Below are 25,461 nucleotides of genomic sequence, written 5' to 3'. Positions count from 1 at the left end.
GCCCCTGTCGTCCCCCGGATGCCTATGCCAGACTGTCGCGCCAGGCCCGGTGCAGGTCGGCGAACCGGCCGGTGCCGGCGATCAACTCGGCCGGAGTGCCGTCCTCGACGATCCGCCCGTGCTCCATGACCAGGACGCGGTCGGCGATCTCCACGGTGGAGAGCCGGTGCGCGATCACCACCGCCGTGCGGCCCTTCAGCACCGTCGCCATCGCCGCCTGCACGGCCCGCTCGCCGGGGACGTCGAGCGAGCTGGTCGCCTCGTCGAGGATCAGCACCGCCGGATCGGCGAGCAACGCCCTTGCGAAAGCGACCAGTTGGCGCTGCCCGGCGGAGATGCGGCCACCGCGTTTGCGGACGTCGGTGTCGTAGCCGTCGGGGAGGGCGCTGATGAACTCGTGCGCGCCGATGCCCTTCGCGGCCCGCTCGATCTCCTCCCGGCTCGCCTCCGGGCGCCCGATGGCGATGTTCTCGGCGACCGTGCCGGAGAACAGGAACGCCTCCTGCGTCACCATGACCACCCCGCGCCGCAGCTCGGGCATGGCCAGCTCGCGCAGATCGACCCCGTCCAGCAGCACCTGCCCCGCGGACGGGTCGTAGAACCGGGCGAGCAGCTTGGCCAGCGTGGACTTGCCCGCGCCGGTCGAGCCGACCACGGCGACGGTCTGTCCGGCGGGAAGGGTCAGGTCGAACCGGGGGAGGACCTCGCCCCCCGTGCGGTAGCCGAAGGAGACGCCGTCGAACACGACCTGCCGGCCGGGCAGCTCACCCTCGAGCGGAGGGAGCTCCCTGGGCGCCGACGGCTCCGGCACGGACGGCGTCTGCGCGAGCAGCCCCGCGATCTTCTCCAGCGAGGCGCCCGCCGACTGGTAGGAGTTGAGGAACATGGCGAGCCGGTCGATCGGGTCGTACAGCCGCCGCAGATACAGCACGGCCGCCGCCAGCACACCCAGTTCCAGCGAGTCGTCCGCGACCCGCATCGCGCCCCAGACGACGATCGCCGCGACGGCCGTGTTGGCGACCAGCCGCGACCCGACGACGTACCGGGCCATCTCGAGGAGCGCGTCGCCGTTCCTGCGCTCGTGCCGCCGGTTAAGGACGCGGAAACCGGCGTCGTTGACGGCCTCGCGGCGGAACGCGCGCACCGGCCGGATGCCGTTCATCGTCTCCACGAACTTCACGATCACGGCCGCGATCGCCGTGGAGCGGGCGGTGTACACCTGGCCCGCGCGCCGCTGGTAGACGCGCACGAGAAGGTACAGCGGCACGAAGGACGCCACCGCGACGGCGCCCAGGCCCAGGTCCAGCCAGAGCAGCATCGCGGAGATGAACACGAAGGACAGCACGACCGTCACGAGTTCCTGAAGACCCTCGTTGAGGAGCTCGCGCAGGGCCTCCACGTCACTGGTGGAGCGGGAGATCAGCCGGCCCGAGGTGTAGCGCTCGTGGAAGTCGAGGCTCAGCGCCTGCGCGTGCCGGAAGATCCGGCCGCGCAGGTCGAGCAGCACGTCCTGGCTGACGCGGGCGGAGGCGATCAGGAACGTGTACTGGAGTCCGCCGGCGGCCAGCGCGCACAGCAGATAGCCGGCTCCCACCGCGACCAGCGGCCCCTGGTCGTCGGCCCGGAACGCCGGTACGGCGCGGTCGATGGCGTACGCCACCAGCAGCGGGCCGGCCTGCACGGCCGCCTGCTGGAGCAGCAGAAGGAGAGAGGTGAGGGCGACGCGCCCCCTCATCGGCGCCAGCAGGGAACGCAGGAGCGCGCCGGTGGCGCCGGGCGGTGTGGGCAGGACGTCCTTGTCGAAGGGGTCGCCGACGGCGGCCCGACGGGAGACCTCCGAGGCGTCGTCGGTGGTGGGGGACGTGGTGGTGGGGGCGGTCATCGGCGGTCGGCCTCCTGTTCCCCTGACGGTTGCGCGGACCGGTCCGGTGATCGGTCACGTGGTGGATCTGGTGACCGGTCCCGCGACTGCTCCCGCGATCGGTCCCCGGACGTGCGGCCGGACCGCTCTCCGGACATGAGGTGGGCGTACTCGGTGTTGGTGCGCAGCAGTTCCTGGTGGGTGCCCACGGCGGTGACCCGCCCCCCGGACAGCAGGGCCACGCGGTCCGCCAGGAGGACGGTGGACGGGCGGTGCGCCACGATCAGCGCGGTGGTGTCGGCGAGGACCTGCCGCAGCGCGGCCTCCACGGCGGCCTCGGTGTGTACATCCAGCGCCGACAGAGGGTCGTCCAGGACGAGGAACCGGGGCTGCCCCACGACGGCTCTGGCCAGCGCGAGACGCTGGCGCTGTCCGCCGGAGAGACTGAGCCCCTGCTCGCCCACCTGGGTCTCGACGCCCTGCGGCAGCGCGTGCACGAACGCGGCCTGCGCGACGCCCAGGGCCCGTTCCAGCTCGACGGCGCCCGCACTGTCCGACGCGCCCATGAGGACGTTCTCCCCCACGCTCGCGGAGAACAGGGTCGGCTCCTCGAAGGCGACGGCGACCCGCGCCCGCAGCTCCTCACGGGACAGCGCGGTGATGTCCTCGCCGTCGAGGGTGATCCGGCCGGCGGTCACCTCGTGGAGCCGGGGGACGAGGGCCGTGAGCGTGGTCTTCCCGCTGCCGGTCGCACCGACCAGCGCCATGGACTCGCCGGGCCGGATGTGCAGGTCGACGCCGTCGAGGGCGGGCGCGGAGTCGGGGGAGGCGTCGGGATAGCGGAAGGTGACGCCGTCGAAGCGCAGCCCGCCGTCGGCCGTGCGGGCCTGCCCGGTCCGGCCACCCGGCTCCTCCGGCGCCTCGTCCATCACCTCGAAGTACCGCTCCGTCGCCGTCGCCGCCTCCTGGCTCATCGCCAGCAGGAACCCGATCGAGTCCACCGGCCAGCGCAGCGCGAGCGCGGTGGACAGGAAGGCGACCAGGGTGCCCGCCGACAGCTCGCCGTCCGCCACCTGCACCGCGCCCAGCACCAGAGCCGCCCCGATGGCCAGTTCCGGGAGCGTCACGATGACGGCCCAGATCGTCGCCAGCAGCCGGGCCTTGCGCAGCTCCGTGCCGCGCAGCGTCGAAGTCAGCTCACGGAAGGCCCGCGCCTGGCTCCGGTGCCGCCCGAAGCCCTTGATGATCCTGATCCCGAGGACGCTCTCCTCGACCACCGTCGTCAGGTCGCCGACCTGGTCCTGGGCGCGCCGCGCCACGACCGCGTACCGCTTCTCGAAGTACACGCACATCACGACGACCGGTATGGCCGGCCCGAGGATGACCAGCCCGAGTGTCCAGTCCTGAAGCAGCATGATGATGACGCCGACGACGATCGTCACCGAGTTGACCAGCAAAAACGTCAGGGGGAACGCGAGGAACATCCGCACCAGGCCCAGATCGGCCGTGGCCCGGGACAGCAACTGCCCCGAGGGCCACCGGTCGTGGAAGGCCACCGGCAGCCGCTGGAGCCGCCCGTACAGGTCCGCCCGCATCTCCGCCTCGACGTGCGACAGCGGCCGCGCCACCAGCCAGCGGCGCATCCCGAACAGCAGCGCCTCCGCGGACCCGAGCAGCAGCAGGCAGAGCCCGCCGAGCCAGACGCCGGCCGTGTCCCGGTCGGCGACGGGGCCGTCCACCATCCACTTCAGGACGAGCGGGATGACCAGCCCCGTACAGGAGGCGAGCACGGCGACGAAGGCGGCAGCGAACAGCCGTATCCGCACGGGCCGGACATACGGCCACAGGCGCAGCAGGGAGCGTACGGCGGAGCGGTCGGGGGTGGTTGCACGTGTATGGGCCATCACCGCGAGCCTACGGACCGGCACTGACATCGCCCACCGGGTTTTGGCCGGACCGGGGTCGGTCGCTGGTCCTACGACCTGCGTTCCCGGGGGGTCGTAGGGCCGGTGTCAACCAATCGGCCGATGCCCGTTCGAGCGAGCCGGCCGATGTGCGGGCCCGGCGCCGCCCGCGAGGCTGGTGCCATGCCCGTCATCGACCGTGAACTGAACGCCCTCCCGGATCTCTCGTCCGTCTCCCACCAGGACGGCCGGATCACACCGAGTTGGGCGTCAAGGACCGTGCGGCGGCGGTGGCCTACGAGCGGGGGATCCTGGGCGGGGCGGACGGCTGAGCGGACCGGGGCGTACGGGTCCGCCGGGCCCCCCGCCCGGGAGCCGCCCTGTCCCACCCGACCAAGGTCTCACCCCACCACCCGCAGCAGCAGAACCGACCGCCCCGGGATTTTCACCGGCGCTCCCGCCGCACGGGTCACCCCCGGCGCCTCGCCCTGCTCCTCGCTGGAGGTGTCGACGACCACCTCGTACCGCTCGGCCCACGGTGGTCCCGGCAGGACGAAGTCCACCGGCCGGTCCCCGGCGTGCAGCAGGGCGAGGAAGCTGTCGTCGGTGATCGGGGCGCCCCGCTCGTCCCGGCCGGGGATGTCCCGTCCGGACAGATACATCCCGAGGGTCGCCGCGGGCGCGTACCAGTCCCCCTCGGTCATCTCCGTGCCGCGCTCGGTGAACCAGGCGAGGTCGCGCAGCCCGTCCGCCGAGTGCGCCCGCCCGGAGAAGAAGGCGCGGCGGCGCAGCACCGGATGGCGGTGGCGCAGCGCGATCAGCCGGGCGGTGAGGTCGAACAGCGCACGCCAGCCCGGCTCCTCGAGCAACCCCCAATCCACCCAGCTGATCTCGTTGTCCTGGCAGTAGGCGTTGTTGTTGCCCCGCTGGGTGCGCCCGAGCTCGTCGCCCGCGACCAGCATCGGCACGCCCGTCGACAGCAGCAGTGTCGTGAGCAGGTTGCGCAACTGCCTGCGCCGCAGCGCCAGGGTCTCCTCGTCGGACGTCTCGCCCTCGGTGCCGCCGTTCCAGGAGCGGTTGTCGTTCGTGCCGTCCCGGTTGCCCTCGCCGTTGGCCTCGTTGTGCTTGCGGTCGTACGACACCAGGTCGCGCAGGGTGAAACCGTCGTGCGCGGTGACGAAGTTGACCGACGCGTACGGCCGGCGTCCGCCCCACGCGTACAGGTCGCTCGACCCGGACAGCCGGTAGCCCATCTCCCGCACGTCCGGCAGCGCGTGCCGCCAGAAGTCCCGTACGGCGTCGCGGTAGCGGTCGTTCCACTCCGTCCACAACGGGGGGAAGGCGCCCACCTGGTAGCCGCCCGATCCCACGTCCCACGGTTCCGCGATCAGCTTCACCCGGCGCAGCACCGGGTCCTGCGCGATCACGGCCAGGAACGGGGACAGCATGTCGACGTCGTGCATGGAGCGGGCGAGGGCCGCCGCCAGGTCGAAGCGGAAGCCGTCGACGCCCATCTCCGTCACCCAGTAGCGCAGCGAGTCGGTGATCAGCCTCAGCACATGCGGCTGGACCACGTGCAGGGTGTTCCCGCAGCCGGTGTAGTCGGCGTACCTGCGCGCGTCCGGCTGCACCCGGTAGTAGCCCCGGTTGTCGATGCCCTTCAGGGACAGCGTCGGCCCCAGCTCGCCGGCCTCCGCCGTGTGGTTGTAGACGACGTCGAGGATCACCTCGATCCCGGCCGCGTGCAGGGCCCGCACCATCCGTTTGAACTCGCCGACCTGCTGTCCCTTCGTCCCGGCGGCGGCGTACGCGGCGTGCGGGGCGAAGTAACCGATCGAGTTGTAGCCCCAGTAGTTCTTCAGCCCCCGGCGCAGCAGATGGTCCTCGTGCGCGAACTGGTGCACCGGCAGCAGCTCGACGGCCGTGACGCCCAGCCTCACCAGGTGGTCCACGGCCGCCGGGTGGGCCAGTCCGGCGTAGGTGCCGCGCAGTTCCTCCGGGATGCCCGGGTGCAGCCGCGTGAAGCCGCGGACGTGCAGTTCGTAGATCACCGAGTCCGCCCAGGGCGTCTTCGGGCGGCGGTCGTCGGCCCAGTCGTCGTCGTCGTGGACGACGACGCCCTTCGGGACGTGGGGCGCGGAGTCCCGTTCGTCCCGCACGGTGTCGGCGACCTGCTGCTGGGGCCAGTCCCGGACGTGCCCGTAGACCTCCGGCGGCAGGCTGAACTCGCCGTCCACGGCCCGGGCGTACGGGTCCAGGAGCAGCTTCGCCGGGTTCCAGCGGCCGCCGGTCCACGGGTCCCAGCGGCCGTGCACCCGGTAGCCGTAGCGCTGGCCCGGCATGATCCCGGGCACGAAGCCGTGCCAGATCTCGTGGGTGAGTTCGGTGAGCCGGGCGCGTGTCTCGCGCCCGCTCTCGTCGAACAGGCACAGTTCGACCGCCTCGGCCCCACCCGCCCACAGGGCGAAGTTGGTGCCCGCGACCCCTTCGGGGCCGACCCGGAACCGGGCGCCCAGGGGTGTGGACGCGCCCGGCCACACGGGTGGGCCCGGCACCTTGCGCGACGCACCGTTCATCACGGTGTCCGGCGTGGCACGCTCGGCCACCGCCTCCTGCTCGGCTGCGCTGGACACCGTTCAGCCTCCCGCGGCTCGTGGGACGACGTGGGAAAAGAGCGCGCGGTGTCCCGGCCGCGGCTCCCCGTCGCGTCGTCCTCCCCCCATTTCTGCCCAGAGCGGCCCTCGCACTCACGTTTCCCCGGAGCATGCCCGCTCGTTGGGCACCGTGTGAGGCACGTACATGGGCGCGCAGGGCGCGTGGGGGTCGCACTGGCCGCCGTATTGACATGGGCAGGACTTCTGGCCGGGGCCGCCGGCTGCACCGGCGAGGACAGCCGGAGCGGACTCGACCGGGTGCTCGGCAAACCCCCGGCTCCCGAGGACGTCATCCGCGTCACCCCGCAGGACGGCGCCAAGGACGTGGGGTCCGGGAAGGCCCTGCGGGTGCGGGTGCCCGGCGGGCGGCTGGAGTCCGTGAAGGTCGTGCGGTCGCAGGACGCGCAGGAGACCCCGGTACCGGGCAGGATCGCCGCGGACGGTGTGAGCTGGCGGCCGGACGACGACCGGCTCGGGCTCGCCGCCCGCTACAGCGTCGACGTGGTGGCGCTGGACCGCGAGGGCAACCGCTCGGCCCGGCACACCACCTTCACCACCCACGTCCCCGAGGAACGCTTCATCGGCTACGTCACGCCCGAGAACCGCTCCACCGTCGGCACCGGGATGATCGTCTCGCTGGAGTTCAACCGCGAGATCGAGAACCGCGTGGCGGTCCAGCGCGCCGTCCGGGTCACGGCGCAACCCGCGGTGGACGTCAGACCGCACTGGTTCGGCGGCACCCGGCTCGACTTCCGGCCCGAGGAGTACTGGGCGCCCGGCACCCGGGTCACCGTCACGCTCGGGCTGCGGGACGTCGAGGGGGCGCCCGGTGTCTACGGGCTCCAGGACAAGTCGTTCTCCTTCACCGTCGGCCGCAGCCAGGTGTCCCTGGTGGACGCGGCGGAACACACCATGGAGGTGCGCCGCGACGGCGACCTGCTGGCCACAGTGCCGATCACGGCCGGGGCGCCGAAGAACACCACCTACAACGGGAAGATGGTGGTGACCGAGATGCTGGAGCTGACCCGGATGAACGGCGCCACGGTCGGTTTCAAGAAGGCCGACGGCAAGGGCGAGTACGACATCCCGGACGTGCCGCACGCCATGCGGCTGACGAACTCCGGCACCTTCCTGCACGGCAACTACTGGGCGCAGGACGTCTTCGGCAAGGCCAACGTGAGCCACGGCTGCGTGGGCCTCAGGGACGTCAAGGGCGGCGCCTCGGACACGCCCGCGGGCTGGTTCTTCGACCGCTCGCTCGTCGGGGACGTCGTCGAGGTCGTCCACAGCGAGGACAAGCAGGTCGCCCCGGACAACGGGCTCGGCGGCTGGAACATGAGCTGGAAGGAGTGGCTCGCCGGCGACGCCCTGGACTGACCTCGTCCCCGGTGCGACCTTCCCCGCGTTCCCATGGTCCAAGTTGGGACTGAACGGTGACAATCCTGTCCCGTCCGGGCCGCTGACCATGTGGTTAATATGCGGCGAACGCGGGGGACGCGTCGCGGTGCGGGCCCGGGGAGGGCCCGGGGGAGTGGGGAGAACGACTTTGAACGTGCGACCGATATCGGGGGCGTCGGTTGGGGGGCGCTCACGCGGCCGAGACAAGCGGTTGGCGCTGATCGTCGGGGGGCTGCTGCTGGCCGTCACGGCCTGCGGCGGGGGCGGGGACTCGGACTCCGGGTCCGCCAAGGACGCGGGTTCCGACGGCAAGGGCGCTTCGGCCACCGCCGAGAGCAAGCAGTCGGAGGCGGTCGTGACCATCGCCCCGAAGACCGGGGCCAAGGACGTCGACACCAGCGGCGCCCTGAAGGTGACGGCCGCCAAGGGCAAACTGACCGAGGTCGTCGTCAAGGACGACAAGGGCACGGCGGTCGCCGGCGCCATCTCCGCGGACGGCGTCGGCTGGACGCCGGCCACGCACCTCGCCGGGTCCACCAAGTACCAGGTGCACGCCGTCGCGAAGGACTCCGAGGGCCGTACGGCCGCCGAGGACTCGTCCTTCACCACGCTGAGCCCGCAGAACACCTTCACCGGCAACTTCACGCCCGAGGACGGTTCCACGGTCGGCGTCGGCATGCCCTTCTCGGTGCGCTTCACCCGGGGCATCACCCACCCGGACGACGTGAAGAAGGCCATCACCGTCACGACCGTGCCGGCCGTCGACGTGCAGGGTCACTGGTTCGGCAACGACCGCCTCGACTTCCGGCCCGAGAAGTACTGGAAGTCCGGCACCAAGGTGACGGTCAAGCTGAACCTCGACGGCGTCGAGGGCCGCAAGGGCGTCTACGGCAAGCAGGCCAAGACCATCACCTTCACCATCGGCCGCGACCAGGTGTCCGTCGTGGACGCCAAGAAGCACACGATGCAGGTGACCCAGGAGGGCAAGGTCGTCAAGACCATCCCGGTCACCACCGGCAAGCCCGGCTACGCCACCTGGAACGGCCAGATGGTCATGAGCGAGAAGTTCACCGTGACCCGGATGAACGGCGACACGGTCGGCTACGACGGCGAGTACGACATCAAGGACGTCCCGCACGCCATCCGCCTGACCGACTCCGGCACGTTCGTGCACGGCAACTACTGGGGCGGCGACGCCTTCGGCAACTACAACGCCAGCCACGGCTGCATCGGCCTGCGGGACGTGCGCGGCGGCTACGACAGCGGCGTGCCGGCCGCCTGGTTCTTCAACCACTCGATGGTCGGCGACGTGGTCGTCGTGAAGAACTCCACCGACCCGACGGTCAACCCGGCCAACGGCCTCAACGGCTGGAACATCCCGTGGGCGGAGTGGACGAAGTAACTCCCGCTCCTTCGCACGACGACGGGCCCGGCGCCGCACACGCGGCACCGGGCCCGTCGTCGTCGGTCGCCGTGCGCTGTGCCTGCCCGGGAGGGGGGCGACGCCCGGGCCCCCGGCCGTGTGTGACCTACCGCACCCGCCCCGTCGACGTTAGTCACCGTTAACCTGCTGGCATGACCGTGAATCTCGAAGTCGCCGACGGCGTCGGCACGCTGCGTCTCGACCGTCCGCCCATGAACGCGCTGGACGTCGCCACCCAGGACCGGCTCAAGGAGCTCGCCGAGGAGGCGGCCCGTCGTGACGACGTACGCGCGGTCGTCCTGTACGGCGGGGAGAAGGTGTTCGCGGCCGGCGCGGACATCAAGGAGATGCAGGCGATGGACCACACCGCGATGGTCCTGCGCGCCCGCGCGCTCCAGGACTCCTTCACGGCGGTGGCCCGCATCCCCAAGCCGGTCGTCGCGGCCGTGACCGGGTACGCGCTGGGCGGCGGCTGCGAGCTCGCCCTGTGCGCGGACTTCCGGATCGCCGGGGACAACGCCAAGCTGGGCCAGCCGGAGATCCTGCTCGGGCTGATCCCCGGCGCGGGCGGCACCCAGCGCCTGTCCCGGCTGGTCGGCCCCTCCAAGGCGAAGGACCTGATCTTCACGGGCCGGATGGTCAAGGCCGACGAGGCGCTCGCCCTGGGGCTGGTGGACCGGGTCGTCCCGGCGGCCGACGTGTACACGGAGGCGCACCGCTGGGCCGCGAAGCTGGCGCAGGGGCCGGCCATCGCGCTGCGCGCCGCGAAGGAGTCGATCGACACCGGTCTGGAGACCGACCTCGAGACGGGCCTGGCGATCGAACGGAACTGGTTCGCCGGGCTGTTCGCCACCGCCGACCGCGAGATCGGCATGCGCAGCTTCGTGGAGGAGGGTCCGGGCAAGGCCAAGTTCCTGTGAGGGACGTCTCCTTCCGGCTGTCCGTGAACACTTGCAATTGACGGGGTGTCTCACCCGGGTCCCTCGATGGGGCGGATTATGGAAACCTTAAGGCGACCTTAAGCCTGTCTTGTCGGGGAAGCCCGGACCGTGCCTGTCGGCCGCTCCTTCTCGCAGGTCAGTGCTGGTTTGTCAGGCTTTGATCTGTCGCTGGCATATGCCGATCCATCTATACGGAACGGTGCGTTCCGGGGGGTCCATTCCGCCGGAACGGCCCCGGAGGGGGCTCCGGACGGCCATGATGGGGGCATGGCGGGGCTGGAGGGCATGGAACAGCCGCGGGGACCGAGCCGTGCTGCCGCGGCGCGCTGGTCGCCTGCGGTCGAGGACGAACGGGCGCTGAAAGCGCTGGAGTTGTTCGGCAACCCGACCGACGGCGAGGTTCCGCTGCCGTCCCGCCCCGAGTCCGCCGCCACGGCCCGCCGCTTGGCCCAGATCGTCGTGCTGCGCCAGTGGGGCCTGACGCCCAGGATGACGGAGGACGCGGTCCTCCTCGTCTCCGAACTCGTCGGCAACGCGGTGCGTCACACCGGTGCCCGGGTCTTCGGCCTGCGGATGCGCCGCCGCCGCGGCTGGATCCGCGTCGAGGTCCGCGACCCCTCCCGAGGGCTCCCCTGCCTGATGCCGGTCCAGGAGCTGGACATCAGCGGCCGAGGACTGTTCCTCGTCGACAGACTGTCCGACCGGTGGGGCGTGGACCTGCTGCCCCGCGGCAAGACGACGTGGTTCGAGATGCGGGTCGCCGACCGCTAGGTCGGGTCTGCGCCGGGTGCGTGGTGGGGGCCGTCTTCCGGCGTTGCCGTCACCGGGCCCTCGGTTCGGTCCTGCACGGCCTCGCCCTCCACCGCCGGACGGGCTGACGGTGCGTCCCCGAGCCCGCAAGCTCTGGGGCGTCAATGGCCGGAATCGGCGCATACCGGGCCTTAAATGGTGCGGTGACCACATCCGACCGCCGTTCCGCGCTGCGGGCGGGCGCCGGGCTCGTCGCCGGGGGTGCGTTCGCGGCCGCGTGCTCGCCCTCCGGGTCCTCGTCCGGCGCCGTCGCCCAGCACGCCCCCACCTCCCCAGCCTCTCCTTCCTCCGCAGCCGCGACCCCAGCGGCCCGTACCTCCGCGGTCTCCGGCTCCGCGCCGCCCGCTTCCCCGGCCCCCGCAACCAGGCCGCCTGCCCGTCCCCGGCCCGCCCCGGCCCCCCGCGCCTTCCCCGGGCAGCCCGCCCAGATCACGCACGGCCCCCGCGACCGGCCCCGGATCGCACTCACCTTCCACGGCCAGGGTGAACCCTCCGTCGCCCGGGCCCTGCTGGCAGAGGCCGAGCGGCACGGCGCCCGGGTCACCGTGCTGGCCGTCGGGGCGTGGCTCGACGAACACCCCGACCTCGCCCGCCGGGTCCTCGACGGCGGCCACGAGCTCGGCAACCACACCCAGCGCCACCTGGACATCAACGCCATGTCCGAGGCGGAGGCGGCGGCCGAGATCACCGGCTGCGCCGAGCGGCTGCGCAGACTCACCGGGTCCATCGGCGCCTGGTTCCGACCCTCCCGCGCCTCCCGCGCCTCGCCGCTGGTGGAAAGGCTCGCCCGCCGCGCCGGTTACCCGCACGTCCTCTCCTACGACGTCGACTCGCTCGACTTCACCTCGCCGGGCGCGCCCGCCGTCGCCCGCACCGTCCTCGACGAGGTCCGGGGCGGGTCCGTCGTGAGCCTGCACTTCGGGTACGCGGACACGGTCGCCGCGCTCCCGGCCGTACTCGACGAACTCGGCCACCGCGGACTGCGCGCGGTCACCACCACGGAGCTGATCGGCTGATGCACCGCAACCTCGTGAAAAGCACCCTGCTCGCGGGCGCCGCGCTCGCCGTCCTCGCCGCCTGCGGCGCCGGGGCCGGGGGCGGGGCGGCCGGGGAGGGACCGGGAGGGACCACCAGGGCGGCCGCCCCCAAGCCGGCGAAGAAGGCCCACAAGGCCACCGCCGACGCTCTGCCCGGCATGCCGCCGGTGCTCGACCCCAAGGACGTCTACGCCGCCGACCGCCCGGGCCGGCTCTCCCCTGTGGTCAAGGACTTCCCGTCCCGGGTCTACGTCCCCAACACCGAGTCCGACACCGTCTCCGTGATCGACCCGAAGACGTACCGGGTGATCGAGACGATCCGGGTGGGTCGGCAGCCGCAGCACGTCGTGCCGTCCTGGGACCTGAAGACCCTGTGGGTGAACAACAACCGCGGCCACACCCTGACCCCCATCGACCCCCGGACCGGAAAGGCGGGCAAGGAGGTCTCGGTGCACGACCCGTACAACCTCTACTTCACGCCCAACGGCAAGTACGCCGTCGTGATGGCCTCCCTCGACCGCGAACTCGTCTTCCGCGACCCGCACACCATGGAGCGGATCAAGACGGAACCGGTCACCTGCTACGGCGTCAACCACGCCGACTTCTCCCTGGACGGCAAGTACTTCATCGTGTCCTGCGAGTTCAGCGGCGAGCTGCTGAAGGTCGACACCGAGCAGATGAAGGTCGTCGGCCGGCAGAAACTGCCCTTCAAGGGCGCCATGCCGCAGGACGTGAAGGTCTCGCCCGACGGGAAGCGCTTCTACGTCGCCGACATGATGGCCGACGGGATGTGGATCGTCGACGGCGACCGCTTCGGCAAGCCCGGCTTCCTCTACACCGGCAAGGGCTGCCACGGACTGTACGTCGGCCGCGACTCCCGCGAGATGTACGTGTCCAACCGGGGCGAGGGCACTGTCTCCGTCTTCGGCTTCCACGAGAACGCCGTCATCAAGAAGTGGCGCCTCCCGCAGGGCGGCAGCCCCGACATGGGCGGCGTCTCGGCGGACGGCAAGGTCCTGTGGCTGTCCGGGCGGTACAACGCCGAGGTCTACGCCATCGACACCCGCACCGGACAGCAGCTCGCCCGCATCAAGGTCGGCAGGGGCCCGCACGGCCTCGCCGTCTACCCGCAGCCGGGCCGCTACTCGCTCGGCCACACCGGCATCTTCCGCTAGGGCCTCTCGTTTGGATCAGGTCGGCCCGACTCACGGTGTCCTGCGTGCCACACCCCGCGACGCGCGACTTGATCCGGACGACAGGCTCCAGGGCGAGCGCCGCGGGGCCCCGCGATGCTCAGCGGCCGGGCGAGCGGTCCGAACCGGGGGCCGTGCCACGCGCCGCCGCGACGCCCCGGTCCGGCCTGACGGTGAGCAGCGCCTCCGCGCCGACCGGCCGGTACCCGGCCGCCTGGAACGCCCGTGTGCTGCGGGCGTTCCCGGGCGAGATCTGCGCCCACACCGGCTCGCCCCCGCCGAGGTGCCGCGCCGCTGCCGCCAGGGCCCGCCCCGTGCCCCGGTGCCGTACGTCCTCCTCGACCTCCACGGCGACCTCCAGCCGTCCCGCGACCCCGCGCCCGAGCACGACCACGCCTCCCTCGGCGGCCCACACCCGGACCTCGTCGCGCCGCCGACGGGAGCTCACCACCCGGGGGTGGTCCCGGTCCTCGATCTCCGTCAGCGAGAGGGAAGGAGCACCCGGCAGCGGGGAGCCGACCACCAGTGCGTCGATCGTCTCCGCGACCCGGCCCGTACGGTCCAGCAGAGCGGTCAGGAAGCGCGGGCTCATCGACGCGGCGAGGGCGTCGCAGTCGGCGGCGCGCAGTGTCTCGTGCACCCACTGCGGGTCCTCGTCGGTGAAGACCACGGAGTGGGCGGTGAAGGAGAGGACGCCCGCGTCGCGGCGGGAGGGCTGGGGGACGACGGTCGTGCGGCCGTCGAGGGGAGGGAAGACCCCGCGCGCGGCCGCGTCGAGAATGTCCCGCAGATTCCCCACCGCGCCGGCCCCCTCGTACTCCTTGAATCTCCACCCACTGGAGGGCCCAGACTCACACACATGATCGACGACGGTACCGGACTCCTCACCATCGGAGAGCTGGCCCGCTCCACCGGACTGACCGTGCGCACCATCCGCTACTGGTCCGACGAGGGCGTGCTGACCCCCGTGGCCCGCTCGGCCGGCGACCACCGCCTCTACGACGCGGAGTGCGCCGCCGGCTGGAACTGATCCGCACCCTGCGTGAGCTGGGCCTCGGCCTGGCCGACGTGCGCCGGGTGCTGGCCGGGGAGCGGACGGTCGCCGAAGTCGCGGCGGCGCACGTGACGGCGCTGGACGCGCAGATCAGGTCGCTGAAGGTGACCCGGGCCGTGCTGTCGTCCGTGGCGCGACGCGGCTCGACCGCGGAGGAGATGACCCTGATGAACAAACTGGCCCGGTTGTCGGCGGCCGGGCGCAAGCGGATCGTCGACGACTTCATGAGCCGTCTCGTGCACCACCTCGCCACCTCGGGGGGCGAGGCACTGCGGCAGGGCGTCGGCCCCGCGGACCCGGCGGCCGAGGAGATCCTGCGGGGCCTGCTGGGCGACGCGGACCGGGCCGCCGTCCTGGACCGCCTCACCGCCACCGCCAACGTCCGGGTCGCCCGGTACCGCCGGGTGTCGGCGATCGTGAACGGCGTCGGACCCCAGCCGTCGTACGACGCCGAGTTCTCCTGGGTGGTCGCCGCGCTGCGGGCTCACCAGGGCCGTTAACCTGACCTGCGTCAGTAGAACAGCGAGTATGACCGCAAGGCATGACGAAGAGGGGCGGATCGGTGGCCGACATCGAAGAAGCGCGCAAGCAGTTCCAGCGGATCGACACGGACGGGGACGGCTTCATCACCGCGGCCGAGTTCAAGACCGCCCTGGCCCAGCAAGGTGACTGGAACGTCACCGAGTCGGTCGCCGAGGTCATCATCAAGAGCCGTGACCTCAACGGCGACAAGCTCCTCTCGTTCGACGAGTTCTGGGCGCACCTGAACAAGTGAGACGAGCGACAGGGGGCGCCTCGCAGAAGCGGGGCGCCCCCTGTCTGTTCCTGCCCGGCCCGTCAGGCTCCGCTCTTCAGGCCCGGCTGTTCGAGCCCGGCGCTCGATTCGCAGGGCCCGGCGATCGTCGGTACTGCCCCGGCGCGACGCCGTACTCCCGTTTGAACGCCTTGGCGAAGGCGAACTCCGAGGTGTAGCCACTGCGTTGGGCGACCTGCCGCAGGGGGGCGTCGTCCGCCCGGAGGAGTCGGCCGGCGGTGGTCATCCGCCACCAGGTCAGATAGGTCAGCGGCGGCTCGCCGACCAGCGCGGTGAACCGGCGTGCGAAGGCCGCCCGGGACAGCCCGCCCTCGCCGCCCAGCTCCTGCACCGTCCACGGCCGGGCCGGGTCGCCGTGGATCGCGCGCAACGCCGCCGAGACCGCCGGGTCGGCGAGCGCCGCCGCCCAGCCCGCGGTCCGTCCGGCGCCCCGCTCCTGCTGCCACCACGCACGCAGGATGTACAGCAGGAGCGTGTCCAGGAGCGCGGTGACGATGGCGTCCGAACCTGGGCTGCGTTCGTCCAGCTCCATGCCCAGCAGCTCGACCGCGGCGCGCAGCGAGCGGTGCGTGCCGACCCGGGCGGGCAGGTGCATGACTTCCGGCAGTTCGGCCAGCAAACGGTGGGCGCGGGAGCGGTCCAGTCGGTAGACACCGCACATCACCACGGCGTCCGCGCACCCGTGCGCGTCGGCCGGGCGCGGGGGTTCGGGCCAGCGACCGTCGGAGCCCACCCGCACCTCCTTCAGCGGGGCGTCGAGTCCGCTGGCCAGCGCGTGGCCGTGGCCGTGCGCCAGGAACACCACATCCCCTGCCGCGAGGGCGACCGGTTCGCCCCCGGCCGGGATCAGCCAGGCCGACCCGCGCAGCAGAACGTGGAACCCGGCGCCGTCGGACTCCCCGAAGCGCATCCCCCAGGGCGCCTGCACGTCCTGTCGGGAGGAGTGCGGCCGCCCGGTGCGCATCGCGGCGACGGCGTCACTGAGTACGTCCATGCCGACACCGTAGCGTCCGCCGCGCGGGGCGGGACGCACTGTGTGAGACGCATGGACAGGAAACCGATACCGGCGGACATGGATCGTCTCGTGGCCGGAGCCTAGCGTCGACGACATGACATTCTCTTCCTCAACTCCCGTTCGTACCGTGCTCTTTCACGAACTCGGTGGCCCCGACGTCCTCACCGTCGAAGAGGTCGACCTGCCCGCGCCCGGCCCCGGGGAGGTGCTCGTGCGTGTGGAGGCCGTGGCGCTCAACCGGGCCGAGGCCCTGTTCCGCTCGGGCGGCTACTACTACCGGCCGACCCTGCCCGGCTCGCGCAACGGCTACGAGGCGGCGGGCGAGGTCGAGGCGGTCGGCGAGGGCGTGACGGCGTTCGCGCCCGGCGACCCGGTGATGTCGGCGGCCAACTTCGAACTCGGCGCCCACGGGGTCTACGCCGAACGCATCCTGCTGCCGCAGACCTCGCTGGTCCCGCGCCCGGCCGAGGTGGACGCCGTCGACGCGGCGGCCGTCTGGCTCACCTACACCACCGCCTACGGCGCCCTGGTCGAACGGGCGGGTCTGGCCCCGGGTGACCGCGTTCTGATCACCGGCGCGTCCAGCGGGGTGGGGACGGCCGCGATCCAGGTCGCCCGCCGGGCAGGCGCGATCCCTATCGCCACCACCCGGACCGAGGCCAAGCGGCGACGGCTGTACGACCTGGGCGCTGAGCACGTGATCGTCAGCGACGACGAGGACGTGATCAAGGAAACCGTGCGGCTCACCGGCGGCCGGGGCGCCGACGTCGTCCTCGACGCGATCGGCGGCGCCGGCTTCGCCGCCCTGGGCGAGGCGACCGCCGCAGACGGCACGCTGGTCAGCTACGGCTGGCTGGACCAGCAGCCCATCCTGCTGCCCCGCAGATGGCCGCTGACCGTGCACGGTTACGCCAACCTCGTCGTCACCGGCACCGAGGACGGCCGCCGCCGCGGCTCCCACTATGTCAACTCCGGTCTCGCCGACGGCACGCTCCGCCCGGTCGTCGCCGAGGTCTTCGACGGCCTGGACCGCATCCGGGACGCCCATCGCCTGATGGAGTCGAACGCGCATACGGGAAAGATCGTCGTTCGCGTCACGGAATAGCCCGCGGCCGTCCGGGGTTGACCCGGCCAGAAGCATGCATGTGCATCGGTTCTGGAAGGGGCAAGGATCGTCATGAAGATCGGCATCATCGGCGCGGGCAACATCGGCGGCAACCTCACCCGGCGCCTCAGCGCCCTCGGCCACGACGTCTCCGTGGCGAACTCCCGCGGGCCGCAGACGCTCAAGGAACTCGCCGAGGAGACGGGAGCGACCCCCGTCACCGTCGAGGAGGCGCCGCGCGGCGCCGAGGTCGTGGTGATCACGATCCCGCTCAAGGCGGTCCCGGACCTGCCGTCCGGCCTCCTGGACGGCGCGGCCGACGGCGTGGCCGTCATCGACACCGGCAACTACTACCCGCAGCAGCGCGACGGCCGGATCGCGGCCATCGAGGACGAGGGCCTCACCGAGAGCCGCTGGACGGAACGCCAGATCGGCCACCCGGTGATCAAGGCGTTCAACGGCACCTACGCCCAGGACATCCTGGACCGCCCGCGCACCGCGGGCGGGCCCGATCGCGTCGCGCTCCCGGTCGCAGGCGACGACGAGACGGCGAAGGCCAAGGTGCGCGCCCTGATCGACGAGCTCGGCTTCGACACCGTGGACGCGGGCGGCATCGACGACTCCTGGCGCCAGCAGCCCGACACCCCCGTGTACGGGCTGCGGGCCGGCACCGAGGCGGTCACCAGGGCGCTGGCGGAGGCGAACCCGGAGCGCCCGGCGGCCTTCCGCGGCTAGGGCCGTGACCGGAAGGGTTCACCGGCTCGCGACGCCCACGGCACTCCCCCAGCCTTCGGCCGGGGGAGCCCCCACGCCGCGTTGTCGCATCACCCGAGTGCATCCCGTACGCGGGCGGTGCTCCGCCTTGCGATGCACCGCACCGGACGCCGCGAGCTGCCCGGCAAACGCTTCCGGTCACGGCACCAGAGCCTGCGACCGACGGCCGGGGTCCCGGCCCGGGCCGCCGGCCCCGTGCAGGCTCTAGACGATCCGCAGAGGGTGGTGCGGTCCGGCGGGCAGCTCGACCGTGATCGGGTCCCCGGGGCGCACCACGCCCCCGGCCAGCACCACGCTCATGATCCCGGACCTGAAGGCCGGACGGCCGTCCGGACCCCGCCCGACGACCTGCTTCAGGAGCCCGCTCCGGAAGCCGTCGATCTGCGCGCAGGGATTGCGCAGCCCGGTCACCTCGACCACGGCCTCGCCGCCGAGCCGCAGCAGCGTCCCCGTCGGCAGCCCGAGCAGATCGATGCCGCGCGTGGTCACGTTCTCCCCGAGCTCCCCGGCGGCCACCTCGAACCCGGCCGCACGCACCTGCGCGAACAGCTCCTCGTGGATGAGGTGCACCTGCCGCAGATTCGGCTGCGAGGGATCCTTCCTCATCCGGAACCGGTGCTTCACCGTCGCCCCGGCGTGCACGTCCCCCGCCACCCCGAGCCCGGCGACCAGTGTGACGCTCTCCCGGTTGGGCTTGGTGAAGGAGTACGTACCGCTCCTGCTGACCGCGCTGACCGACCCACTCATCCGGCGAGTTCCCCTCTCCCGCGACTCCCAGTGAACCGCAGCCCAGAGCCTAGGGGAGGCGGGCGCCTCCGCTCAGCACTCGATGATGTTGACCGCCAGCCCGCCCCGGGCCGTCTCCTTGTACTTCACCGACATGTCCGCGCCCGTGTCCTTCATCGTCTTGATGACCTTGTCCAGGGACACCTTGTGCGAACCGTCGCCGCGCATCGCCATACGGGCCGCCGTGACCGCCTTCACCGCGGCCATGCCGTTGCGCTCGATGCACGGGATCTGGACCAGACCGCCCACGGGGTCGCAGGTCAGGCCGAGGTTGTGCTCCATGCCGATCTCGGCCGCGTTCTCCACCTGCTCGGGGGAGCCGCCGAACACCTCGGCGAGCGCGCCCGCGGCCATCGAGCAGGCCGAGCCGACCTCGCCCTGGCAGCCGACCTCGGCACCGGAGATGGAGGCATTCTCCTTGAAGAGCATGCCGATCGCGCCGGCCGCGAGGAGGAAGCGGACCACCCCGTCCTCCTTCTCCCCCTCGGAGGCGCCCCCGGCCGCGAAGTTCACGTAGTAGTGCAGGACCGCCGGGATGATGCCCGCGGCGCCGTTCGTGGGCGCCGTCACCACCCTGCCGCCGGCCGCGTTCTCCTCGTTCACCGCCATCGCGTAGAGCGTGATCCACTCCATGGAGAGCGCCAGTGGATCGCCCTCCGCCCGGAGCTGGCGTGCCGTCATGGCCGCCCGGCGGCGGACGCGCAGCCCGCCCGGCAGGATGCCCTCCCGGGACATGCCCCGGGACACGCACTCCCGCATCACCCGCCAGATCTCCAGCAGCCCGGCTCGGATCTCGTCCTCGGTGCGCCAGGCACGCTCGTTCTCCAGCATCAGGGAGGAGATCGACAGGCCGGTCTCCTTCGCCAGGCGCAGCAGCTCGTCACCCGTGCGGAAGGGGTACTTCAGGACCGTGTCGTCGAGCTTGATGCGGTCCGCGCCGACCGCGTCCTCGTCCACGACGAAGCCGCCGCCGACCGAGTAGTACGTCTTCGACAGCAGGTCGGCGCCCTGCGCGTCACGGGCCCATATCGTCATGCCGTTGGCGTGGTACGGGAGGGCCTTGCGGCGGTGCAGGACCAGGTCGTCGCCGAAGGAGAACGGGACCTCGTGCGAGCCCAGCAGCCGCAGCCGGCCGGAGTCCTTGATCTGCTCCACCCTGTCGTCCGCGCCCTCCACGTCCACCGTGCGCGGTGAGGCGCCCTCCAGACCGAGCAGCACCGCCTTCGGGGTGCCGTGGCCGTGGCCCGTCGCGCCCAGCGAGCCGTACAGCTCGCAGCGCACCGACGCGACGGAGTCCAGCAGCCCCTCGCTGCGCAGCCGCCGGGCGAACATGCGCGCCGCGCGCATCGGGCCGACCGTGTGCGAGCTGGACGGGCCGATACCGATCGAGAACAGGTCGAAGACCGAGATGGCCACGGGGGACTCCTTCGTACGGGGTGGTGCGGGGTGCCGCCCACACCTCACAGTGTGCGCGGCACCCGGGAAAGGGAACTATCCGTTCAGACCGGGGTACAGCGGGTGCTTGTCCGCCAGGGCCGTGACCCGGGCCTTCAGCGGCGCCGCGTCGGCCTCGGCGAACGGGGACGGCGCCTTCAGCGTCTCCGCGATCACGTCCGCGACCTCGGCGAAGTCCTCGGCGGTGAAACCGCGGGTGGCCAGGGCGGGCGTGCCGATCCGCAGACCGGAGGTCACCATCGGCGGCCGCGGGTCGTTGGGGACCGCGTTGCGGTTGACGGTGATGCCGACCTCGTGGAGCCGGTCCTCGGCCTGCTGACCGTCCAGCTCGGACTCGCGCAGGTCGACCAGGATCAGGTGCACGTCGGTGCCCCCGGACAGGACGTTCACCCCGGCCGCGCGGGCGTCCGGCGAGGTCAGCCGCTCGGCGAGGATCTGCGCGCCCTCCACCGTACGGCGCTGGCGCTCCTTGAACTCCTCGCCGGCGGCGACCTTGAAGGAGACCGCCTTGGCCGCGATCACGTGCTCCAGGGGACCGCCCTGGAAGCCCGGGAAGACGGACGAGTTCAGCTTCTTCGCGAACTCCTTCCTGGCGAGGATGATGCCGCCGCGGGGGCCGCCCAGCGTCTTGTGGGTGGTGGAGGTGACGACGTCCGCGTAGGCGACCGGGTTCGGGTGCAGACCCGCCGCGACCAGACCGGCGAAGTGCGCCATGTCGACCCACAGGAAGGCCTCGACCTCGTCCGCGATCCGGCGGAACTCGGCGAAGTCCAGCTGCCGCGGGTACGCCGACCAGCCGGCGATGATCACCTTCGGGCGGTGCTCCTTGGCGAGCCGCTCGACCTCGGCCATGTCGACCAGACCGGCGTCGTCCACGTGGTACGCGACCACGTTGAACTGCTTGCCGGAGAAGTTCAGCCGCATGCCGTGGGTCAGGTGGCCGCCGTGGGCCAGGTCCAGGCCGAGGATCGTGTCGCCCGGCTGGGCCAGCGCGAACAGGGCGGCCTGGTTGGCGGAGGCGCCCGAGTGGGGCTGGACGTTGGCGTACTCGGCGCCGAACAGCTCCTTGATCCGGTCGATCGCGATCTGCTCGGCCACGTCGACGTGCTCGCAGCCGCCGTAGTAGCGGCGGCCCGGGTAGCCCTCGGCGTACTTGTTGGTCAGGACCGAGCCCTGCGCCTCCATCACCGCGAGCGGAGCGAAGTTCTCCGAGGCGATCATCTCGAGCGTGGACTGCTGGCGGTTCAGCTCGGCGTCGACCGCGGCGGCGATCTCCGGGTCGAGCTCGTGCAGGGGCGTGTTCAGTACGGACATGCGTCTACGACTCCTCAGCCGGCGGTGAAGGCGGTGTACTCGTCGGCGCTGAGCAGATCGTCCTGCTCGCCCGCGGCGCGTACCTTGAACAGCCATCCGCCCTCGAAGGGGGCGGAGTTCACCAGCGCCGGGTCGTCGACGACGTCCTGGTTGACCTCGACGATCTCGCCCGTCACCGGTGCGTACAGCTCACTGACCGACTTGGTCGACTCCAGCTCGCCGCAGGTCTCGCCCGCGGTCACCGTGTCACCGACCTCCGGGAGCTGGACGAAGACCACGTCGCCGAGCGCGTTGGCCGCGTGCTCCGTGATGCCGACCGTCGAGACGCCGTCCTCGGCGACCGACAGCCACTCGTGCTCCTTGCTGTAGCGCAGCTGCTGGGGGTTGCTCATGGCCTGAATTCTCCTGTACGCGGGGGAGTGCTGGTGAATGGGGACCTGCTGGGAGCGCGCGTGAACAGCGGAACTGTGCGCAGGGTCACGCGCGGGTGGGCGTCGACGCGCCCAGTGTCTACTTGCGGCGCTTGTAGAACGGCAGCGCCACGACCTCGTACGGCTCGTGGCTGCCCCGGATGTCCACGCCGACGCCCGCGGTCCCCGGCGCCGCGTGGGCGGCGTCGACGTACGCCATCGCGATCGGCTTGCCGAGGGTCGGGGAGGGGGCGCCGGAGGTGACCTCGCCGATCACCTCGCCGCCTGCGACGACCGCGTACCCGGCGCGCGGGACCCGGCGGCCCTCGGCGACCAGGCCGACGAGGACGCGCGGGGGCAGGGCGGCGGCCCGGTCGGCGGCCGCCTCCAGCGCCGTACGCCCGACGAAGTCGCCGTCCTTGTCGAACTTCACGACCCGGCCGAGGCCCGCGTCGAAGGGGGTGAGGGAGGTGCTCAGCTCGTGCCCGTACAGCGGCATGCCGGCCTCCAGGCGCAGGGTGTCCCGGCAGGACAGGCCGCAGGGGACCAGGCCGACGCCCTCGCCGGCCTTCGTCAGCGCCTGCCACAGTTCGACGGCGTGCTCCGGCCGCACGAACAGCTCGAAGCCGTCCTCGCCGGTGTACCCGGTGCGCGCGATGAGCGCGGGCACGCCGGCGACGGTGCCGGGCAGACCGGCGTAGTACTTCAGGCCGTCGAGGTCGGCGTCCGTGACGGCCGCGAGGATGCCGGGGGACTCGGGGCCCTGCACGGCGATCAGCGCGTAGGCGTCACGGTCGTCGCGGACCTCGGCGTCGAAGCCCGCGGACCGCTCCACGAGGGCGTCCAGCACGACCTGCGCGTTGGAGGCGTTGGCCACCACCAGGTACTGCGCGGACCCGGCCTCGGTCTCGGCCAGCCGGTAGACGATCAGGTCGTCCAGGATGCCGCCGTCCGCCCGGCAGATCATCGTGTAGCGGGCGCGGCCGGGCTTGACCGCCCCGATGTTCCCCACCAGGGCGAAGTCGAGAAGGGCGGCGGCCTGCGGGCCGGTGACGGTGATCTCGCCCATGTGGGAGAGATCGAAAAGCCCGGCGCGGGTGCGGACGGCTTGGTGCTCGTCGCGCTCGGAGCCGTAACGCAGCGGCATGTCCCAGCCGGCGAAGTCGGTCATCGTCGCGCCGAGCGCACGGTGCACGGCGTCGAGGGCGGTGTGGCGCTGCTCGGCGCGCTGGACGGAATCGGGGTCGGTGCTGCTCATCGGGCGTTCGTCTCCCAAGGCGACGGGATCCCCCCGTGCGAGCGAAGCGGGGCGCGCGGGCACAGGGAAGGGCGAGGTCGTTCCTCCCCATCTGTCATCGGAACCTGAGAGGTTCGCCATGACGGTCCGCGACGGGATCGCCCATGACTTGCACCTTGGGTGGAGCCACTGGAGTCAGCGGCCCGCTTTTCAGATGTGCCTCGCCCGCGCGGTAACGGGGCCTGAGAGATTCAAGGGAGGGACTTGCTCCTTCGGCGCCCCAGCGAAGCTGCTGCTGAGAACTCTCCCGCGCGGATTCAAACGGCCGGTATGCAGTTGGCGCGGCCATCATTGCACGGCTCGCCCCGATCCCGGCAGGCCGCATCTGTAACCGGCCTGTGTCGAGACGCGCACCAAAACGCCGGGCACGGCGCATTACCTTCTCTTTACGCTCGATGGGGAAGGGGTTACCCGACCCCAGGGGAGGACGATCACGGTGAACAGGACGAGCACGGCGAGGTCCACCGCATTCGCGACCGGTTCGGGGATCGCGCTGCCGGCACAGCCCGGCGCCCCGGCCCGGGAGGCGTCCGGCGCGCAGCAGGCGCCCGTCGTCCGCGACCTGCGCGAGCGGGCCGGCCGCAGCCCGCACGGCCTGGTCTTCGGTCCCCGGGACCTGGTCGTCGTGACCGGTCTGCCCGGCAGCGGCAAGTCCACGCTCATGCGGCGGACGGTCCGGGGCCTGCGCGTCGACTCCCAGGACACCAGGGACCGCTGGGACGCCCGCGCCCCGCGCTTCCTGCCCTACGGCCTCTACCGCCCCCTCGTCCGCCTCGCCCACTACGCGGGACTGCGCCGCGCCCTGCGCAGCGGTGAGGGAGTCGTCGTGCACGACTGCGGCACCCAGACCTGGGTGCGGGACTGGCTGGGCCGCGAGGCCCGCCGCCGCGGCGGCACCCTGCATCTGCTGCTGCTCGACGTGGGTACGGACACGGCGCTGGAAGGACAGCGCGAGCGCGGTCGGGGCGTCTCCCGGTACGCGTTCCTGCGCCACCGCCACGCCGCCGCCCGGCTGGTGCGCGCGGTGGAGAAGGGACGGCTGCCCGCGGGCTGCGGCTCGGCCGTGCTGCTGGACCGCGAAGCGGCCGACGTGCTGCGCCGCATCGGATTCACCGGCTGAGGGCTCGGGTGCCGCCCCCGGCACCCGCTAGCCTTTCAGCCACACCAGAGTGAGCGGTTCTCAGCAGGCGGTAGGCAGATGGATTTCCCCCCGACGGACTTCCCGGCGGACTTCTCCGCGGACTTTCCGGCGCAGGCGCACCACCATCCGCACGGCGGGTGGCCCGGCAACGAGCTGGAGGAGGTGCTCTCCGTCTCCCTCGGCGTGCCCGGAGCCGGCGGCCGGATCGTCGAGGTGCTCGGGCGCAGCTTCGTCTGGGTGCCGCTGCCCGGGGGCGGCAGCCCGCACAGCGGTCCCCTCGACCTGGCCACGCTGGAGCTCGAAGGACAGGTGTACGTGCCGGTCTTCAGCTCCGAGGAGCAGTTCCGGCAGGTCGTCGGCGCGCACATGTCGTACACGATCGCGCCCGCCGTCGAGTTCGCCCGCGGGCTGCCCCCGCAGGTGGGCATCCTGGTGAACCCGGACGGGGTGGTCGGTGTCCCGCTGCCCCCGGCCGCGGTGGCCGAGCTCTGCCGGGCGGGCCGCACCCCGCTGGACGGCGGCGCCGCCGGGGGCCGGGTCCGTCTGTACGAGCCCGACTGGCAGGACGACCCGATGGACTTCCTGGCCGCGGCCTCGCAGGAGTTCGAGGCCATCGGAGTGGTCCGCACGGCCCGGCGCTGCCTGGCCGTCATCGAGACGGCGGACCCGGTGATGTTCGTGGGTGTGGAACTCTCCCGGTGGGAGGGCGATCTGAGGGCGCTCCCGCTGGAAGCCCTGGGCAGGGCTCTGGGCAGGACCTCGGCCCCCTGGCCGGTGAACCTGGTTCTCCTGGACGTCGCCCAGGACCCGGTGGGCGACTGGCTGAGGGAAAGGGTCCGTCCCTTCTACACGAGCGACCGGTGAATCCGCCCCGGCGGTGCGGGGCTGTGCCGCGGTGCGGCTCCGCCACGGTCGGCGGCCGGCTCCGTCCGGTCCGCGGCCCGCGGTTCACGGCAAGCCCGCAGCTCTCAACGGCTCGGCCGGCGGAGCGCCTAAACTGGGCCCGGACGCGGGGCAACCTCTCGAAGGGGCGATAAAAAGTGAGCGCTGGCACTGCCGCGACCGGCTCGGTCGA

At 72.1% G+C, this 25,461-nt stretch carries 21 protein-coding genes, 1 pseudogene and 2 riboswitches; of the genes and pseudogenes, 12 read left to right on the top strand and 10 right to left on the bottom strand.

The features are described 5' to 3' along the window. Window positions 1-22 precede the first annotated feature (22 nt). From OHS71_RS13470 to glgX, 3 genes are all read right to left on the bottom strand, one after another. Window positions 23-1,882 (bottom strand): ABC transporter ATP-binding protein, encoded by a 1,860-nt coding sequence (locus OHS71_RS13470; RefSeq protein ID WP_328479622.1) that lies wholly within the window; start codon window positions 1,880-1,882, stop codon window positions 23-25. After that, window positions 1,879-3,765 carry an ABC transporter ATP-binding protein gene (locus OHS71_RS13465; RefSeq protein WP_328479621.1) on the bottom strand — a complete coding sequence of 629 codons (1,887 nt, stop codon included), beginning with the start codon at window positions 3,763-3,765 and terminating at the stop codon, window positions 1,879-1,881. The genes OHS71_RS13470 and OHS71_RS13465 overlap by 4 nt, the downstream gene beginning before the upstream one ends. Window positions 3,766-4,166: 401 nt before the next feature. After that, window positions 4,167-6,398 carry a glycogen debranching protein GlgX gene (gene glgX / locus OHS71_RS13460; RefSeq protein ID WP_328479620.1) on the bottom strand — a complete coding sequence of 744 codons (2,232 nt, stop codon included), beginning with the start codon at window positions 6,396-6,398 and terminating at the stop codon, window positions 4,167-4,169. A 153-nt stretch (window positions 6,399-6,551) separates the two neighbouring features. Between glgX and OHS71_RS13455 the strand changes: the two genes are divergently transcribed. From OHS71_RS13455 to OHS71_RS13430, 6 genes are all read left to right on the top strand, one after another. Next, entirely contained in the window at window positions 6,552-7,796 is a 1,245-nt protein-coding gene (locus OHS71_RS13455) for a L,D-transpeptidase (RefSeq protein WP_328479619.1), read from the top strand. A gap of 169 nt (window positions 7,797-7,965) precedes the next feature. Next, window positions 7,966-9,219 (top strand): L,D-transpeptidase, encoded by a 1,254-nt coding sequence (locus OHS71_RS13450; protein ID WP_443046928.1) that lies wholly within the window; start codon window positions 7,966-7,968, stop codon window positions 9,217-9,219. 173 nt (window positions 9,220-9,392) lie between these two features. After that, a complete protein-coding gene (locus tag OHS71_RS13445) occupies window positions 9,393-10,160 on the top strand; it encodes an enoyl-CoA hydratase/isomerase family protein (RefSeq protein ID WP_328479618.1) in 768 nt (255 codons plus the stop codon). Between the two features lie 288 nt (window positions 10,161-10,448). Further along, the gene (locus OHS71_RS13440) at window positions 10,449-10,952 is read left to right on the top strand and encodes an ATP-binding protein (protein WP_328479617.1); all 504 of its coding nucleotides are present in this window, start codon (window positions 10,449-10,451) and stop codon (window positions 10,950-10,952) included. A 182-nt stretch (window positions 10,953-11,134) separates the two neighbouring features. Then, window positions 11,135-12,007: a polysaccharide deacetylase family protein gene (locus tag OHS71_RS13435; protein ID WP_328479616.1), complete on the top strand. Its 873-nt coding sequence runs from the start codon at window positions 11,135-11,137 to the stop codon at window positions 12,005-12,007. After that, entirely contained in the window at window positions 12,007-13,203 is a 1,197-nt protein-coding gene (locus OHS71_RS13430) for a YncE family protein (RefSeq protein WP_328479615.1), read from the top strand. Before OHS71_RS13435 ends, OHS71_RS13430 begins: the two co-directional genes overlap by 1 nt. A gap of 118 nt (window positions 13,204-13,321) precedes the next feature. On the opposite strand, the gene OHS71_RS13425 is transcribed toward OHS71_RS13430, so the two are convergent. Then, window positions 13,322-14,020, bottom strand: a complete 699-nt coding sequence (locus OHS71_RS13425; RefSeq protein WP_328479614.1) for a GNAT family N-acetyltransferase — start codon at window positions 14,018-14,020, stop codon at window positions 13,322-13,324. Window positions 14,021-14,080: 60 nt separating this feature from the next. Between OHS71_RS13425 and OHS71_RS13420 the strand changes: the two are divergent. After that, window positions 14,081-14,775, top strand: a pseudogene (locus tag OHS71_RS13420) (helix-turn-helix domain-containing protein). Window positions 14,776-14,837: 62 nt separating this feature from the next. Then, window positions 14,838-15,050: an EF-hand domain-containing protein gene (locus tag OHS71_RS13415; RefSeq protein ID WP_328484495.1), complete on the top strand. Its 213-nt coding sequence runs from the start codon at window positions 14,838-14,840 to the stop codon at window positions 15,048-15,050. 76 nt (window positions 15,051-15,126) lie between these two features. On the opposite strand, the gene OHS71_RS13410 is transcribed toward OHS71_RS13415, so the two are convergent. Continuing rightward, the gene (locus OHS71_RS13410) at window positions 15,127-16,083 is read right to left on the bottom strand and encodes an AraC family transcriptional regulator (protein ID WP_328479613.1); all 957 of its coding nucleotides are present in this window, start codon (window positions 16,081-16,083) and stop codon (window positions 15,127-15,129) included. A gap of 115 nt (window positions 16,084-16,198) precedes the next feature. On the opposite strand from OHS71_RS13410, the gene OHS71_RS13405 reads away from it, so the two are divergent. After that, window positions 16,199-17,209: a zinc-dependent alcohol dehydrogenase family protein gene (locus tag OHS71_RS13405; protein ID WP_328479612.1), complete on the top strand. Its 1,011-nt coding sequence runs from the start codon at window positions 16,199-16,201 to the stop codon at window positions 17,207-17,209. 72 nt (window positions 17,210-17,281) lie between these two features. Further along, on the top strand, window positions 17,282-17,944 hold the full coding sequence (locus tag OHS71_RS13400) for an NADPH-dependent F420 reductase (protein ID WP_328479611.1): 663 nt from the start codon (window positions 17,282-17,284) through the stop codon (window positions 17,942-17,944). 243 nt (window positions 17,945-18,187) lie between these two features. Here OHS71_RS13400 and OHS71_RS13395 read toward each other — a convergent pair whose 3' ends face one another. The 5 genes from OHS71_RS13395 to gcvT form a co-directional block, all read right to left on the bottom strand. Next, complete coding sequence (locus OHS71_RS13395) at window positions 18,188-18,730, bottom strand: MOSC domain-containing protein (protein WP_328479610.1); 543 nt, start codon at window positions 18,728-18,730, stop codon at window positions 18,188-18,190. 72 nt (window positions 18,731-18,802) lie between these two features. Beyond that, complete coding sequence (locus OHS71_RS13390) at window positions 18,803-20,185, bottom strand: L-serine ammonia-lyase (RefSeq protein ID WP_328479609.1); 1,383 nt, start codon at window positions 20,183-20,185, stop codon at window positions 18,803-18,805. A gap of 75 nt (window positions 20,186-20,260) precedes the next feature. Next, window positions 20,261-21,538 (bottom strand): serine hydroxymethyltransferase, encoded by a 1,278-nt coding sequence (gene glyA, locus OHS71_RS13385; protein ID WP_328479608.1) that lies wholly within the window; start codon window positions 21,536-21,538, stop codon window positions 20,261-20,263. A gap of 14 nt (window positions 21,539-21,552) precedes the next feature. After that, on the bottom strand, window positions 21,553-21,930 hold the full coding sequence (gcvH, locus tag OHS71_RS13380; RefSeq protein ID WP_328479607.1) for a glycine cleavage system protein GcvH: 378 nt from the start codon (window positions 21,928-21,930) through the stop codon (window positions 21,553-21,555). 118 nt (window positions 21,931-22,048) lie between these two features. Beyond that, on the bottom strand, window positions 22,049-23,206 hold the full coding sequence (gcvT, locus tag OHS71_RS13375; protein WP_328479606.1) for a glycine cleavage system aminomethyltransferase GcvT: 1,158 nt from the start codon (window positions 23,204-23,206) through the stop codon (window positions 22,049-22,051). 81 nt (window positions 23,207-23,287) lie between these two features. Beyond that, a riboswitch (glycine riboswitch) is annotated at window positions 23,288-23,405 on the bottom strand. After that, window positions 23,406-23,505, bottom strand: a riboswitch (glycine riboswitch). 170 nt (window positions 23,506-23,675) lie between these two features. On the opposite strand from gcvT, the gene OHS71_RS13370 reads away from it, so the two are divergent. Next, window positions 23,676-24,365, top strand: coding sequence for an AAA family ATPase (locus tag OHS71_RS13370; RefSeq protein ID WP_328484494.1), 690 nt, complete (start codon window positions 23,676-23,678; stop codon window positions 24,363-24,365). 78 nt (window positions 24,366-24,443) lie between these two features. Next, the gene (locus OHS71_RS13365) at window positions 24,444-25,250 is read left to right on the top strand and encodes an enhanced serine sensitivity protein SseB (RefSeq protein ID WP_328479605.1); all 807 of its coding nucleotides are present in this window, start codon (window positions 24,444-24,446) and stop codon (window positions 25,248-25,250) included. Window positions 25,251-25,461: the final 211 nt, after the last annotated feature.

Source organism: Streptomyces sp. NBC_00377, assembly GCF_036075115.1.
Classification (GTDB): Bacteria; Actinomycetota; Actinomycetes; order Streptomycetales; family Streptomycetaceae; genus Streptomyces.
The sequence above is the reverse complement of the archived record's forward strand: the minus strand, read 5'-3'. Positions and strand labels throughout refer to the sequence as shown.